At 41.6% G+C, this 15509-nt stretch carries 12 protein-coding genes and 2 pseudogenes; 7 read left to right on the forward strand and 7 right to left on the reverse strand.

The window, feature by feature from the left end; all coding sequences use genetic code 11:
- The first annotated feature begins 285 nt into the window (after positions 1–285).
- The 4 genes from HWQ23_RS28825 to HWQ23_RS28840 all read left to right on the forward strand — a co-directional run bounded on the left by HWQ23_RS28825 (position 286) and on the right by HWQ23_RS28840 (position 5351).
- Entirely contained in the window at positions 286–648 is a 363-nt protein-coding gene (locus HWQ23_RS28825) for a beta/gamma crystallin-related protein (protein ID WP_292836432.1), read from the forward strand.
- A gap of 324 nt (positions 649–972) precedes the next feature.
- Complete coding sequence (locus HWQ23_RS28830) at positions 973–1332, forward strand: hypothetical protein (protein ID WP_292836435.1); 360 nt, start codon at positions 973–975, stop codon at positions 1330–1332.
- Between the two features lie 285 nt (positions 1333–1617).
- Positions 1618–3810, forward strand: coding sequence for a peptidase domain-containing ABC transporter (locus tag HWQ23_RS28835; protein ID WP_292836438.1), 2193 nt, complete (start codon positions 1618–1620; stop codon positions 3808–3810).
- A 38-nt stretch (positions 3811–3848) separates the two neighbouring features.
- Complete coding sequence (locus HWQ23_RS28840; RefSeq protein WP_292836441.1) at positions 3849–5351, forward strand: beta-barrel domain-containing protein; 1503 nt, start codon at positions 3849–3851, stop codon at positions 5349–5351.
- Positions 5352–5389: 38 nt separating this feature from the next.
- On the opposite strand, the gene HWQ23_RS28845 is transcribed toward HWQ23_RS28840, so the two are convergent.
- The 3 genes from HWQ23_RS28845 to HWQ23_RS28855 form a co-directional block, all read right to left on the reverse strand.
- Positions 5390–7774 carry a CHASE2 domain-containing protein gene (locus tag HWQ23_RS28845; protein ID WP_292836444.1) on the reverse strand — a complete coding sequence of 795 codons (2385 nt, stop codon included), beginning with the start codon at positions 7772–7774 and terminating at the stop codon, positions 5390–5392.
- 105 nt (positions 7775–7879) lie between these two features.
- The gene (locus tag HWQ23_RS28850) at positions 7880–9061 is read right to left on the reverse strand and encodes a DUF1822 family protein (RefSeq protein ID WP_292836446.1); all 1182 of its coding nucleotides are present in this window, start codon (positions 9059–9061) and stop codon (positions 7880–7882) included.
- 25 nt (positions 9062–9086) lie between these two features.
- Complete coding sequence (locus HWQ23_RS28855; protein WP_292836448.1) at positions 9087–10277, reverse strand: sigma-70 family RNA polymerase sigma factor; 1191 nt, start codon at positions 10275–10277, stop codon at positions 9087–9089.
- 117 nt (positions 10278–10394) lie between these two features.
- Here HWQ23_RS28855 and HWQ23_RS33760 point away from each other — a divergent pair.
- Positions 10395–10538: pseudogene (locus tag HWQ23_RS33760) on the forward strand (CRISPR-associated endoribonuclease Cas6); the annotation flags it as partial.
- A gap of 83 nt (positions 10539–10621) precedes the next feature.
- A pseudogene (locus HWQ23_RS28860) lies at positions 10622–11077 on the forward strand (helix-turn-helix domain-containing protein); the annotation flags it as partial.
- Between the two features lie 14 nt (positions 11078–11091).
- Here HWQ23_RS28860 and HWQ23_RS28865 read toward each other — a convergent pair.
- The 4 genes from HWQ23_RS28865 to HWQ23_RS28880 all read right to left on the reverse strand — a co-directional run bounded on the left by HWQ23_RS28865 (position 11092) and on the right by HWQ23_RS28880 (position 14221).
- Entirely contained in the window at positions 11092–11988 is an 897-nt protein-coding gene (locus HWQ23_RS28865; RefSeq protein ID WP_292836451.1) for an alpha/beta fold hydrolase, read from the reverse strand.
- 325 nt (positions 11989–12313) lie between these two features.
- Positions 12314–12982: an HAD family hydrolase gene (locus HWQ23_RS28870; RefSeq protein ID WP_292836454.1), complete on the reverse strand. Its 669-nt coding sequence runs from the start codon at positions 12980–12982 to the stop codon at positions 12314–12316.
- 185 nt (positions 12983–13167) lie between these two features.
- On the reverse strand, positions 13168–13338 hold the full coding sequence (locus HWQ23_RS28875; RefSeq protein WP_292836457.1) for a hypothetical protein: 171 nt from the start codon (positions 13336–13338) through the stop codon (positions 13168–13170).
- Between the two features lie 139 nt (positions 13339–13477).
- Positions 13478–14221 carry a response regulator transcription factor gene (locus HWQ23_RS28880; protein ID WP_292836460.1) on the reverse strand — a complete coding sequence of 248 codons (744 nt, stop codon included), beginning with the start codon at positions 14219–14221 and terminating at the stop codon, positions 13478–13480.
- A 159-nt stretch (positions 14222–14380) separates the two neighbouring features.
- On the opposite strand from HWQ23_RS28880, the gene HWQ23_RS28885 reads away from it, so the two are divergent.
- Positions 14381–15445 (forward strand): YheT family hydrolase, encoded by a 1065-nt coding sequence (locus HWQ23_RS28885; protein ID WP_292836462.1) that lies wholly within the window; start codon positions 14381–14383, stop codon positions 15443–15445.
- Positions 15446–15509: the final 64 nt, after the last annotated feature.

The following is a 15509-nucleotide window of genomic DNA, read 5'->3' on the forward strand; positions in this document are numbered from 1 at the left end:
AATCAGAAGGCAAAGCTAAAAAACCTCTGATTCCCAACAGTGAATAGAATCATGTCACTGCTACCAATTAAGAATCAGAAGGCAAAGCTAAAAAACCTCTGATTCCCAACAGTGAATAAAATCCTGTCACTGCTACCAATTAAAAATCAGAAGGCAAAGCTAAAAAACCTCTGATTCCCAACAGTGAATAGAATCATGTCACTGCTACCAATTAAGAATCAGAGTCAAGCCAAACCAGTGATTGCCTTCAGTTCAAGCTCAAATTTGAAATTTCGGAGAGAAACAATGTCTAACATCAACAACTACGGAGTAGATATAAACAATAAAACTTTAGCAGAATTGAGCTTCAGCGCAGTGAAAGAACTTAGCGATGAGGTTGCTGCTACTTGTAGTGGAGGTAGTGTAAGTCTATTCCGGGATGGTAACTTTAAGGGAGGGGGTATAAGGTTTTCTAACAGTGATGCCAACCTATCTAATAACAATTTCAACGACGCAACCTCATCTATTGTTATTACAGGGAATCAAAAATGGAGGTTTTATAAAAATGCAAACTTTAAAGGGCCGTCTGTAACTTTGGGACGAGGACGATACCCTAGAGTTTCTGGAGGATTAAACGATTCAATTACTTCTCTCAAACGGATATCATAAATTTGACTTCTGTGCATCCGTTCTAGTAACTTTGCTTAGATAGTAAAATAGCCTCAGAATATTCATTCATTTCTGAGGCATTTTCCTATTTCATGCCTCTGTTAAAACTTCCCTTATTCCCTCTCTAATTTGCAATAGAGATGCCACAGGTGGAGTAAGAGCTTTTGCCAACTATCATCCGATTAACAATCAGAAGGCAAAGCTAAAAACCTCTGATTTACAGCTGTGAATAAACCAATCTCACTGCTACCAATTAACAATCAGAAGGAAGAAAACAAGCTTACCTTCAGTTCAAACCCCAATCTAAAACTCAGGGGAAAAACAATGTCTAACATCAATAACCACGGAGTAGATATGAACAACAAGCAAATCAAAGACCTCTACAGCATCGAAGCTGTGCAAGACCTTTCCCATGAAGCTGCTGCCACTATTAGTGGTGGTGCCTTAGACTTTTCCGACAAGAAGGATGGTGAAGGAGTGCGGCTAAATAATATCACAAACGCACGACGCAGTTTAGGCAGCTTTAACAATAGAGCATCTTGGTACGAGGTGACGGGTAAAAGAGATTGGATTGTCTACACTGGTGAGAAATTCACAGGTAAATCAAGGCGTCTGAAAGCAGGTACAAAAGGTAACTTCACCGGCCCTTTTAACAACGACATCGCGTCTGTCAAACTTGCATAATCAGCTCTGGTCTATTTCATACCGTGTACTCGAATCCTTCAAAACCTAAAAGAGAAAAGAATGCTCTCACCTTCGCTTTTAGCTGAGTAACATTCTTCTCTCCCAGTTCGTAGGGGCGAGGTCGTTTTCGCTCCTACTTTTTCATTCATATCAAGATAGCACAAATAAACGTAAACGGTGTTAACAGTCATCAGTTATCAGTTATTAGGTAGGAAACGGACTCGTCCACCTCTTGTTAACTGCGGCTGGTACTGTTAACTGCGGCTGGTACTGATTTTTTAAACAATGAAATACTACAGCATATTGCAACACAGTGAAGAAGATTGTGGTGCAGCAAGCCTAGCCACGATCGCCAAATACTACGGACGCACCTTTGCCCTCAATCGCGTGCGAGAAGCAGTGGGCACGGGAACGCGAGGAACTACACTATTAGGTTTAAAGCGGGGAGCAGAAACCCTCGGATTCCATGCCCGTCAAGTTCAAGCTACCCCAGAACTGCTTGAGAAATTAAATGAAGTCCCCTTACCAGGGATCATTCATTGGAAAGGCTACCACTGGGTAGTATTATACGGGAAAAAGGGGAAAAAATATGTCATCTCTGACCCTGCCTTCGGCATCTTGTACCTCACCTCCCAGGAGTTAATCGCGGGTTGGAGTGATGGTGTGATGCTGCTGCTGATGCCAGACGATAGCCGCTTCTATGAGCAAGGGGAAGATAAAATTGGCGGCTTTGGGCGCTTTTTTGCCCGCGTCTTGCCATATCGTAATCTTTTGGTTCAGGCGATCGCTATCAACTTCGCGATCGGGCTGTTGTCCCTGGCTTCCCCTTTAATGATGCAACTCCTCACCGATGACGTGCTAGTGCGGGGAGATACCCAACTGCTAACAACGGTGGCAATTGGTGTCATTGCCATGAACCTAATTCAAAGTGCCATTGGTTTAGTACAATCTCACCTGATTGGTCATTTTGCTCAACGGTTGCAATACGGACTAATTCTAGAATACGGCCGAAAACTGTTGCGCTTACCCCTATCATATTTTGAAGCACGTCGCAGTGGGGAAGTCGTTAGCCGGATTGCTGATGTTCATACCATCAATAATCTAGTTTCCCAAATTGTCCTTGGTTTACCCAGTCAATTTTTTGTGGCTCTGGTTTCCTTGGGTTTCATGCTCTTCTATAGTTGGCAACTGACTCTAGGTTCCCTCGCCGCCTTTGCGATCGTCACTCTTGTCAATCTGCTTTTTCTTCCCGCCTTGCGCCAGAAAACCCGCAGCCTGATCGTTAAAGGTACGGAAAATCAAGGCTTTTTAGTCGAAACCTTTCACGGTGTTCAAGTCCTCAAAACCACCCAAGCGACTCCTCAAGCTTGGCAAGAATATCAGACAAATTTTGGTCGCCTTGCTAACTTAGACTGGACTACGATGAAGTTGGAGCTTTACAGCAGCACAGTCACTAGTATTCTTTCGCATTTGACGAGTATTGGCATACTCTGGTTAGGTTCTAGCTTGGTGATTAATCAGACATTATCCATCGGTCAACTGCTGGCGTACAGTGGTATGAGTGGCAGCTTTCTTGGCTTTTTAGAGTCAGCAGTCGGGCTAATTGATGAATTTATCACTGCTCAAATTGTTGTTCAACGCTTGACAGAAGTGATAGATGCTACCCCAGAAGATGAAAATGACTTTAAAAAACCTTGGGCAGAAATTCCTGGCAATGCAGATATTAGTTGTTCTCAAGTTAACTTTCATCATCCTGGTAGAACTGACCTGTTAGAAAATTTTTCTTTAAGTATCCCTGGTGGTAAAGTAATAGCCTTAATCGGTCAATCTGGCTGTGGTAAAAGCTCCTTCGGCAAATTAATTACTGGTTTATATCAGGTTCAATCTGGTAATATCCGTTATGGTTTATACAACCAGCAAGACTTATCTTTAGATTGTTTGCGACAGCAAGTCGTATTGGTTCCCCAAGAGCCTCATTTTTGGAGCCGTTCAATTGTTGAAAATTTTCACTTTAGTTATCCCAACATTAGTTTTGAAGAGATAGTCCTTGCTTGCCAAATTGCTGGTGCAGATGAATTCATTAGCAAATTGCCCGATAAATATCAAACTGTTTTAGGCGAATTTGGTGCAAATATTTCTGGCGGACAAAGGCAGAGATTAGCGATCGCTAGAGCAATTGTTACTGACCCACCTGTATTAATTTTAGATGAATCCACAGGCGCTCTTGACCCAGTAAGTGAAACCAAAGTTTTGGATAGATTACTTAATCACCGTCAAGGTAAAACCACAATTATGATTAGCCACCGTCCTCAAGTTATCAAACGGGCTGATTGGATTGTGTTGCTAGAAAATGGACGCTTAAAAATTCAAGGGACTCCAGAAGAATTACGTCAGATTCCGGGAGAGCATTTAAGCTTTATTGATGAGATTTATCCTTCTCAGAATGGTTTTAAATCTTCTTTGGTTCTGCGGAATTAGTTAATGGTTATTGAGCATTTTACATATACTCAGGATTTATGATTAGTAACTCTCAAAAAATTTTTTTACCCTTAGTTCAAGACAACGACTTTCTCCCACCAATTAGCCGTTGGACTACATTTGGCGGACTATTTATCGTGTTTGCCTTGTCGTTAGCTCTTCCTGTGGCTGCGGTTGTTAAATATAAAGTTACCGTCATTGGGCAAGCGGTTGTCCGTCCTGCGGGTGAATTGCCAATTGTGCAGGCTGCGATCGAAGGACAGGTAATGCAGATTTATGTCAAAGAAAATCAAACGCTGCAAAAAGGAGATATAATCGCCACTATTGATGACTCTCGACTGCAAACGAAAAAAAACGAGCTGCAAACCAATATTCGACAAGCTAGGTTACAACTAATTCAAACCGTTCCTCAAATTAATGCAATAGATAGTCAAATTCGTGCTGAAAACGATCGCACTAATCGGACTATCGCCTCTGCGAAAGCGGAATTGCAAGGACGCGATCGCGATCATCAAGACAAAAATATTACCAGTATCACTGAACTCCAAGAAGCATCAGCCAATGTCAAAATGGCTCAAGAAGAATTATATGCAGGGCAAGCACAGTTAGAATCAGCATTAGCTAATCTCCACGCGACTGAGGCGGCTTTAGGAGCAGCGACATCAAAGCAGAACCGATATGAAAGTGCCGCTAAACAAGGGGCATTATCTCGCGATCAATTGGAAGAAGTACAGCTGGCTGTGAAACAGCAGGAACAAGCTGTACAGGCGCAAAAAGCAACTTATAAGGCCCAAGAAAAAACAAATGAACGGCTAAAACAAGCTGTTTTAGGAGCTATTGCTAAACGCGATCGCGCTCAAGTAGCTCTCAACCCAAGCAATGCAGAGGTAGCAATGGCGACTGAACACATTGCTCAAGAAAAAGCCTCTGGGGAAGTGAATAAAGCAACTTTAGAAAGAGAACGTCAAACACTTATAAAGGAGAAAATTGAAACTGAAAAACAATTAGAGCGCCAAGAGAACGAACTCAAGCAAGCTGAAATCGACCTGAAGCAAACTACTATTACCGCAACAGCAGACGGGATTATTTCCAAGCTAAATTTGAGAAACCCCGGTCAAACTCTCCGTGCAGGGGAGGAAGTTGTCCAAATTGTTCCCAGTCATGCGCCTTTAGTTATTAAAGCAGCTGTCGGTTCTCAGGAAAAAAATAAGATAAAAATCGGTCAAAAGGTGCAAATGCGAGTCACAGCTTGTCCTTATCCCGATTACGGTACTCTCAAAGGCAAAGTGAAAACGATTTCCCCGGATGCTGTTAGTCCGCAAAAAAATGATGCAGATGCTGATACAAACTCTACCCCCAAAGCAACTGCTATAGGCGCTTTTTACGAAGTCACAATTGAACCAGAAAAACTTGCTTTAGGTCGCACTACAAAGAAATGTCAAATTCAATTGGGTATGGATGGCAGAGTTGATATTATTACCCGCGAAGAAACTGTTCTGCAATTTTTACTCCGCAAGGCAAGGTTAATGACGGATTTTTGAAATCGTCAATCGTTATTTTTCAGTTGTAAAGGAAAATTTTATTCAACTAAGGGTTGTGAAATCGTGAAAAATTCCTGACGGCGTTGAATCAACACAACAACACCGCTTGCAACCACAGCAAAGGCAGAAGGAATAAATGGCAACCATAGCCCTTGTTTTAAAAGAGCGATCGCACAAACTCCATATAAAGTGACAACTATCGCAAAGATGGCGCATCCCTTATTTGACAGCGAACGAACGCGCCAAAGAATCAGACTCCCAACTACAGACCAGCCGCATATCCAGAGAATATCGCCCCAGTAAGGCAAAACCCAAAGAATTGGACGTTGGTCTAAAACTGCACTCAAAACTTGGCTAACCATTTGCGCTTGGATAAATACCCCTGATATTTCTTGGTAATCTTGCTGTCCAGTACTGTAGGGAGTTGACCAAGTATCGCTGATAGTGTTAGCTGTCACTCCAATGATCACTACCTTATCTTTAAGTAGATCAGCATTAACTTTATTGCTCAATATATCTTCAAGGGAAACTCTTATAAAATCAGTATTACGGTAATTGACAAGTATTTGATTTCCGCCTAAATTAACTCCTTGTTCATAGCCACCACTGCGACCAGGTTTTAAGCGTTTAAATACTTTAGAGCCAAACTGTACATAATCTTCATTAAATTTAGGTTGAATATTTTCGGAAGATAAGTAACGAGCAGCTAATTGCAACGAGAGCGAATAAGGCGTTGTACAAGTCGAAGAAGGTTCTTGTGCCATCATCAAAATTTGGCGACGCATGATCCCATCTGGGTCTTGAATTGCATCCGTAAAACCCTGGCGTTCTACAGGTACTTCTTTTGGAGGTTTAACACCTTGGGGGTCATATTTACTATCGCGGCTTTTGCAGACAGCAACAACATTATCTTTACTAAGTTCAGTAGAAACCTGTATTGGATTTAATTTATTTGGGGGGTCGGCAAAGTCTCTATAAATATCTAATCCAATAATTCGCGGTTGATACTTTTGTAATTGCTTAAGTAATGTCGCTAAGGTGCTATCCGAAATTGATTTCAACCCTAGCGTTTTTTCTTGTCGAGATTGAATATCTTTTTCAGTGATTTCTACAATTATCAACCTTGGATCTGGGTCTTCATTAGGCCGCAGTCGCAGTATTTGGTCAAAAGTTTGCAGTTCGATTTTCTCAAAGACTCCCAAATATTTCAAACCTATTGTTGAAATAGCCACAATCAAACTACTAAGTAGTACAGTCCTAAGTTTAGATTTTGGTGTCGCAATTTTACCTTTTGTTGGAACTTCACCGACAAATTTAGTATGATCAAAATTGCCACATAGTTCTTGCCACGTAGTCGGAACAGTTGTTGGATTTTGATAGATGACTGGTAACCAACTGGCACAAGGAAATTTATTTTCTAATCCTTGAAGTCTTTCTCGTGCTTCTCGCACAGCCAAGTAAAATGGTTTATTACCTGCAAAGGCGATAAGAAAGTGTTTTAAAAACTCCTGTGCTATGAAATCTGGCACACCTTCCCGCATTACAATCATTTGGGAAATGTTTAAATCAGCTAAATTTCGTGCTAAACCAATTCCGTCACAAGAATTGAAAATTGCCAATTTTAAACCGCGTGTAATTGCTGCTTTAAGAGCATTTTTAAACTGCAAAATTGTCAAATTTTCTGTTTGATTGATGCAAATTTCCCCTATCTCTCCGTCAGCAAGACTAGCGCTATGTCCGGCAAAAAATAGAATATCCCAGCCCTGATTCCATAGATACTCGTCAAGTTTTTGCCGTGTTGGTTCGACAAGAAACGTGGTTTGGGCATCTGTTAAACCTTGTAACAAAGAGCGGTCTTTATCAATATCAATACCAACTCTGTTGCCTAGAATTGCCAAAATTTTGACTTTACCTGTGGGAGATTTTTGTAATACCTGAGGAGATGCATACTGATGATTGCTCAAAGCTAGTTCCGCTTTGGGGTAATCTTCAAAAAAATTCCACAGACGCCAAGGCAACCGATGCAGTAGAACTATATCCGTTTCAATAATGACTCTAATTTCATCATCCCGACTGAGTAGAGTCCGTAACTGCCGCTCAATATTCTGAAATGAGTCAAATTTCAACCAAGCATTGATATTTGCTTGTAGCTGTTGACACACTTGATCGAAGTCATTCACAGAAATATTAGTTATGTCTTGCGAATGTACTTTTATACGTTGATTGCTACCAAAATGTTGATGGACAGCTGCATAGAGTAACTGCCATCTGCGGTAGAGTTCGCTTAGTTCTGGTACTGCTGGCAGACTCCCTGTTAATTTCACGGGTACAAATTGGTTATGATGCCAAAGTTGAGCCGTGACAACAGGAAATCCTTGATTTAAATCTCCTCCCAAGAAGCTGAAGACGACTAGTTTACTCATAAGTTAAGTGAATGCCATTCGTAATTAACTAATGACTAAATGAATGTTAATTCGACTCGGTTGGGCGCGGCTGTGAGAAAACCCGCCCAAGCTAGCTTTTAATAACTAAATCACGAAATTCTCTGTTATCTGGCAACTATCAAGAGCAACCTGGATGCTAAAACATTCTCCCACTTCTGCATCAAAGAGTTTCAATTGCACGTAGATATCTTGAATACTGGCTTGTACTTGTTGAATTATCTCCCCTTGATCTGAAAGTAAAACTAGCTTTATAGTAGCAGGTAAGTAAGGTTCATTATAAGCTGGATGTAGTTGCACGCGAATACTAACTTGTTGGTTAGCCTCTGGTATTAAGGCAACTAATAAAATAACTTTTTGAGCCTCTATTTCCATTCCCAAGTCAATCAGCTTGGCGCGTTTGATAGCGACAGCATTTAACCCAAAAGAACTACGAAAATTAAAAGCTAGGCTACTGGAGTTTGGCTGAAAAAAAGTCTCTATAGCTTGCCAAGAAGCATCGTAAATCTGCTCCAGCCAACGAGTCAGATTCACTTGTACTTGGGAAAATTGCCGCAGCCTTTGTTGGTGCAAACGCTGCCGCCACTGTTCATCCTCTAGTAGCGCTCCCCAAGTTGTAAATGGTACTGCCAGTCTCGGAAATGTTACAGAGGAATTACTTAACCGTTGCACAAGGTTTTCTGCTTGAGCAGTCGATAATTGTGGGAGTGGAGCGATCGCAACTTTCATCTCCTCTGTTCCACAAAATTCGTAGGTCATCCAAAAAGCATTAAGGTCTTGAATTAAATACCGTGCATCTATACAATAAGTCCTATCTACTTGGTCATAGCGTGCCAGTAATTTAAGTTCTTGATGGGTTATGTAGCCCCAAATTCTTACCGACTCGCCATCTGCTGTGACTTGTACTGCTAAATAATAGTCTGCTGCCCAATTTGGAATGTCTACCCATTCTTGAGGAACTTCTAACTCGCTATCATCAATTGCCTCACTGGGAATTAAAACAACTCGCCTTTCCTTTAACAAAATTGCTGTGCCATTGACAAATTCCCAAAAAGCAGGAATACCAGGGGAACTGTACCAGATACTTGCTTCTGGAACATATTCAGCTTTTACCCAATTCAAAAACGCATAAAGGCAAATTTGATTTATGTAAGCACGCCAGCGACTGCTAGGTGTGGCGTAAATTTGGCTTTCTTGCCAAGAACTTGTCTGTAGTAATGGCGATATTTCTAACAATAGTTGTTTCGGGTCTGTAAAAGCAGAACTCATTTTTATTACCTCCTGTCTCATAACGTCAGATAGATTTGCCATACTTAACTTTCAACCATTCTTCCAAAGCGGTACTCATATCTTTAACTAGGTTGGAAGTCACAGAAATATTAAAGGTTTCTTGACTCCATTCGAGCAATTTTTTCAGTAAGGATTCTCTAGCTTTGATCAGCCTGCGAGAAACAGTAGGCTGACTCATTTGTAGGCGTTGTACAATCTGTGGCTGAGTCAGCCCTTCTTGGTAGTAAAGTTTAAGTATCTCCTGGGATTGCACCTCAATGTTTTGTATAGCTTTTAACAAGATGTCTTGAATTTGAAATTGTTGATTTTGTCGGTTTTGGGTATCCTCTTGGGCTATCATGTCAGCGATTAATGAGTCAGAAGATGGATCTGGCAAATCAAAAGTTGTTGTGGCATCATCTTCTGATATCGCTAAATTTAGAGAACTAACAGGTGGATATAGATAAGCACGTATGTAGATAGCTGCCTGGGTTAACCAGTGTTCAATTTTCTCTCTGGTGCATTGTGGAGTAGGTTGAGTTAATTGAGTTTGTCGTTCGCTGTTGTAAAGGTTGACAATAGCTTCCCAAAGCTGGCCTTCTGGTTCTGATAGTGCCTTTGTACCTCCTGGTTGGTTTTGCACATACAGTTCTTGGAAACAAGTCCAGGCTAGCCGATATTGGACAATTACCGTAGGTGATAATCCAGCTTGAGAAAGAGCTTCTAAGAACTGCTTTTTGCTTACTTTGCGTAACAATGCCCAATTTGTGCAAATATCAGCTTCCTTGCGTTGGCGTAAAATATCTTTTAGCCGACTGGGGATTGCCATAGTTGCATAGGCTTTTAAGCTAGAAGATTTTTCTGGGTTAAAGTTTTTGAGAATCGTTTCGATTTCAGCATTAGCCATTTGAAAGTAATCTGCTAGGCTATATTGGCTATGTGTAAATCTGGCAATTGTTTTTTTAGCTGTCCAGTAACTTGGCTCCTGTAAATAAGCAGACAGATGCATTCTGGCAAGGCTATGAGATTGTTCTTGCCAGTGCTTATACCAATATAGTGCCCAAAAGTTTTCTGAGTTAGAGACTTCTTGTGAAGACTCCAAACAATTTTGGATGCTTCGACGCAGTTTGATATCAATCAACCATTTACTGAATCTGCCACTTTCCAACTCAACGAAGGTTGAGAACATCTCCGTAATTTCTTGGCGAGGATGCATAAGCAATTAAAAATCTAAATTGAGCCAACTTCAGTAATTATCACAGGGGTAGATAAATATCTAGCTCAATTTTAGAAGAAAGCAGGTGCGATCGCCTGATCTACAACGCAGTCAGAGTTTTATGCTTTAGTACAGCTGGCTCCTGACTGTGGCACAGGACATAAAACCAGATTCGGGCTAGGACAAACTCGGTTGGATTGGTTAGAGCAGCAGGCAAATCAATCAACTCAGTTGCAAACAAATCTGCTAGGACGAATTGAGTTTTAGCTAAAATACTCAAGTTGCCTCCCAGATTAAGTCCGCATAATTAGTTACGATAAAAGTAGGGAGTAAAAATATGACTTATGCCAAAACGTATCACTATAGCCGAGCATTCAAACATATCTGAATTAGAGAAGCTTTACAAACATGCTAAAGACGGAATAGAGAGTCGTCAGTATCAGATTATATGGTTACTAGCGCAAGGAAAGAAAACAGAGGAAGTACAGCAAATAACGGGCTACAGCAGAACATGGATCTACGCATTGGTGAAAAGGTATAACGAGTTGGGTATTTCTGGTCTATGCGATCGCAGGCAGAAAAATCAAGGTTCAAAGCCATTAATTAAGGATGTTGAGCTTTCCCGGCTCTGGCAGGTTTTACAAGGAAATGCCCCAGATGGAGGGCTATGGAATGGTCGCAAAGTTGCAGATTGGCTTACGTCTGTTACTGGAAAACACATCAGCAGACAAAGAGGATGGGAAATATTACGGCAAATGACTTTTAGATTGAGAGCGCCGCGTCCGTCTCACACTGAAAGTGGCTTGAAATCCAATTAAAAATTACCATTATTCAGAAACTGCAAAATATGTTGAGATGTGATTTGAGGCTGTTCAAGTTGAGGCGCATGACCGCAATTATTGAGCTTTATTAGTTGAGAGTTGGCAATGTCTTGCTGAAATCTTTCTGCATCTTCAGGTGGGAGCATATCATCAGCTTCTCCCCATAAAATCAGTGTTGGCTTGTCAAGAAGGGCAATTCTATTTGCCAAGTCACTATAACCACCAGTTTTGACATAAGAAATCATTGCATCATGCCAACCAGGCATTTCTTGGTGTAGCATCGCGCACTGAATAGCCAAAACTATTTTGGCATTAAAGCTAGGAAAAATACTGCCTAAATTTAACGCCAAAATGTGGCGTTGACGTAGGTATTCTACAGCAAAGAAGTCAAAAGGAGGAAACAAGTATTTGCTAAAGGCGGGAGCGCCAGTGTAACCTAAACTATTAATTAATACTAATGATTTTACAATTTCAGGGTAAGCGAGAGTAAACTCAATTGCAGTTGCACCTCCCATTGATGCACCTACTAGTATGATCGGTCTGTTGATTAAAGTTTTCCAAAAGTCGTAAAGGTGAATTTTTATTGCAGTTGGGCTGTAGCTTATTTCTTTTTGCCTTTGTGTAAAGCCAAAACCTAACAAATCTACTGCCCATGTTTCATTTTGAATGGCAAGTAATGGCAATAAAAGACGGAACTCTAGGATGGAACTATCGAAGCCATGTAGCAGCAGAATTGGTATTCCTCCTCTACCTTTGTGAATGTATGTTGTGAGGATTGGTTGTTGACTGAGGGAGGTTGCAAGAGCAGTTCTCTGGATACTTTGGACGAAAGCGATCGCCTCTAGGTCTGTTAGTTGATTAACTTGTGAGGGTAAAAAATTAGCAAACATTGGAGCAATCTAATAAGGTAAGGGCAGTAGCATTACTAGCGTTGTTATAAAGGTGCTGACGGTATACATCCCTGAAAGCGATGTCTGCGACGGGCTACACCTACGCCTAAAGTTTTAGCAATAAGCTTATTTTTAGCTCTATTGAGAATATATTTTGCTTATTGAGATAATTTGGTCGCCCTGGCGATCGCAGTTGGGAATTTTCATAAAATCAGCTTAACAAGAGCGCAGGCGATCGCTCAACACAAGTCGATTTAATTTATTAGCGATTGCAGATTGATTTAAGGTCAAGTAGAAATCAGTTTTTTACTTGACCACTTTTTGGTTAGGCTGCTAGAGGTGAACTGTCATAGTGTGTTAACAGGTCATCTGGATGATCGTAAATGGCGATCGCATTCTTTAATTGACTATCATCAAAACCACCACAACGAAACGCAATCACGCCAACACCAGCTTTATTTGCAGACTCAACATCGTAGGGAGTATCGCCCAGCATTACAACAGAGGATGGTTGGATATTCAATTTGCTCAAAGCAACTTCGACAATATCTGGGTCTGGTTTGGAAGCTTCGGCATCACTAGATGTTGCCGCCTCATCCTGACTCAGGAGGTCATCAACTTGTGCAGCTTTCAACAATACTGATAGTTCTTGACTCGTTGCTGAACTGGCGATGATTAGACGCAATCCAACAGATAGCATCTTCAATATTAGTTGCCGCGCACCATTGGTGGGAGTCAGATTTGTTACAAACTTGTTGATGATCAGTTCTTTGCGTTTGTCAGCGATTTCCTTACCCTTCCCTTGTTGATCAGAAAGTCCTGGCGCGAACTTAGGAATAACGTGGTCACCTCCCATGCCAATCAGTGGTCGGACTTGCTCGAACTTCACCTCATAGCCAAAGGCAGCAAATGCTTCTACCCAAGCTTGAGCATGGGCATCATTACTGAGAACAAGCGTCCCATCTATATCCAAAATTACGCCTTGATATGCCATTGAGAAATCTCTCGGTTACTTTAGTGTCTCTACCCTACTGAAAAATTGTTGCTATAACCTCTACCTCGGTTGTTACTTCCAATGGTAGAATCATCGTAAACAAACGTATCTTACGTTGAACAGATATGGGGTTGGACAAGCAGCAAACAGAGAAATTCCAGTCAAATTAGATGTAGTACATTAACTTATAACCAGAACTGTCGATAGTCCTCGACATACTGGCGTATGGTCAGGGGTGAATGATTGAGCAATTGCTCTGTATTAGATGTCATGCTGCCCGCCAATCCTAAACGAGCAGTTGTGTAGATTGTCACCATTACTAAAACAAAGTCTATTGGCAACCTTTTGGAGCGCATTTGTCGAACAAACTTTAGCGCATAAGGATTATAACGTATCGGTTTACCTAAAACCGATGTGAAGATTTCTGCGAAATCTGGGATGGTGCGTTAGCCTACGGCATAACACACCCTTGCATTACTAGAATTTAGCGTGATTTCATTCAACGACTGTTACTGAGGCCCCTTCAATTGATGGAGGTATACCGGGTAACTCAAGACAATATCCAGCACCATACACTGTCTTGATATAGCGAGGGTGACGGGGATCTGGTTCTAACTTGGTTCTCAAGTGGCGAATATGAACTCGAATCGTTTCAATGTCGTCATCAGGATCGTAGCCCCAAACTTCTCTGAGAATTTCGCTGGGAGAAACTGTTTGACCGTGGCGTTGCAGCAAGCAGTGAAGTAGCTCAAATTCCAGGTGAGTCAATTTCACCGTTTCATTGAACCAAATTGCCTCAAATCTTTCGGGAACGAGAGTGAGTGAGCCATAGTTGAGAATCTCACTATGCTTTGCTGCTTGGGGAATGCGGTCAGTACGCCGCAAAAGTGCCCGCACCCGCGCCAGCATTTCTTCAACTTCAAAAGGCTTAGTCAGGTAGTCATCTGCGCCAGCATTGAAGCCTTCCACCTTGTTTTGAGTTTGGCTCAAAGCCGTCAACATTAACACCGGAATCTCAGAGGTGCGATCGTCACGACGCAGGCGTTGACAAACGGTAAACCCATCTACTCTAGGCAACATCAAATCGAGCATGATCAAGTCTGGTTGTAGCTGGAGAGCCAGCGCTTGACCTTTGATGCCGTCTTCAGCTTGACTTACATCGTAGCCAGCCATTTCCAAGTTGACGGCAACTAGTTCTGAAATCGCTGGGTCATCGTCTATGACAAGAATCCTCGGCATTCTTAAAAAATTTTTACTACTTGATTAAGGATAAATAACAACCTTTGTATAGATACAAAGATTTTTGAGTCCATTATGAAAAGGTTTTTAAATCTTACATAAATATTAAGATTAAATGACTGTGAAATCAAGACTCAACTACACGAAATCTTATAGTCTATGATGTGTTATACTGCCCCCTACAATCCGTCTTGGTTTTTACAAAACGGTCTGATCATGACTGTATACACGGCCTTGTGGGGAAGACGTTACTGGGAAAGTACTACTCTATTACAAGAACCGTCTTATCACGAAAAAATTTTTACTGGTGGCCAAGGTGTGCCAATTTTTTGCTTGGTTGCTATCCCAGAAAATGCTCATAGCACGATTATCGGTACTTATGGCATTACTGGAGAGTTAGAGACAGAATGGTTTTTGAGAGTGCTAGGACGTAAAGCCTACGCTCAAGGATACGCTGTGGTGTTATTTGATTGGCGTGCCCACGGCAAAACTGCCCAATTGTCGCCGACTTTGACTTCTGATGGACTGTATGAGGGAGAAGATTTTGTTCGCATTGCCGCTGCTGCTAAGGCAATGGGATGTCCGGGAAAATTTTGGTTTACAGGGTATTCTTTAGGAGGGCAATTGGCGCTATGGGCGGTGAAAGTCGCTCTTGAGGTGATTAGGGAGCATGAAGATTTAGGACTAGAAGATAGCGATATTGGCGGTGGTATGGTAATTTGTCCGAGTTTGGATTCGGAGCGATCGCTATCTTATCTAGTTACAAAGCCCTTGGGCAGATATTTGGAAGCAGGGATTGCACAGAATTTAAAAAAACTGGCATGGCGAATACATGATGCCCATCCTGAAAGCATTGATCCAGCAGCGATTGAACGGGCGAATAGTATTTGGGGTTTTGACAATGAACTGGTAATTAAGCAACTAGGTTTTTCTTCTGTGGAAGCATATTACCAAGCTAGTAGTGCTTTACAAATATTGCCGCAAATCTCGAAACCGACTTTGATTTTATATGCTGCTGATGACCCACTTTTTGACCCAGCGATCATACCGGAATTACAACAAGCCTGCGATCGCAATCCCGTAATAGATTTGTTGCTCACTCAGCACGGGGGTCATGTTGGCTATTTGAGTAGTAAAGAGTGCCAACGCCAAGTAGAAGATTCTGACGCTTGGTGGGCATGGAATCGGGTTTTACAATGGTTGGAGCAACAGCGTAATTCGTAATGACGCTCTCTACGAGACGCTACGCGAATGGCAACAAGCAAGCTACGTAATTCGTAATTAAGAT

The sequence above is a fragment of the Nostoc sp. JL33 genome (assembly GCF_017114985.1).
Classification (GTDB): domain Bacteria; phylum Cyanobacteriota; class Cyanobacteriia; order Cyanobacteriales; family Nostocaceae; genus Nostoc.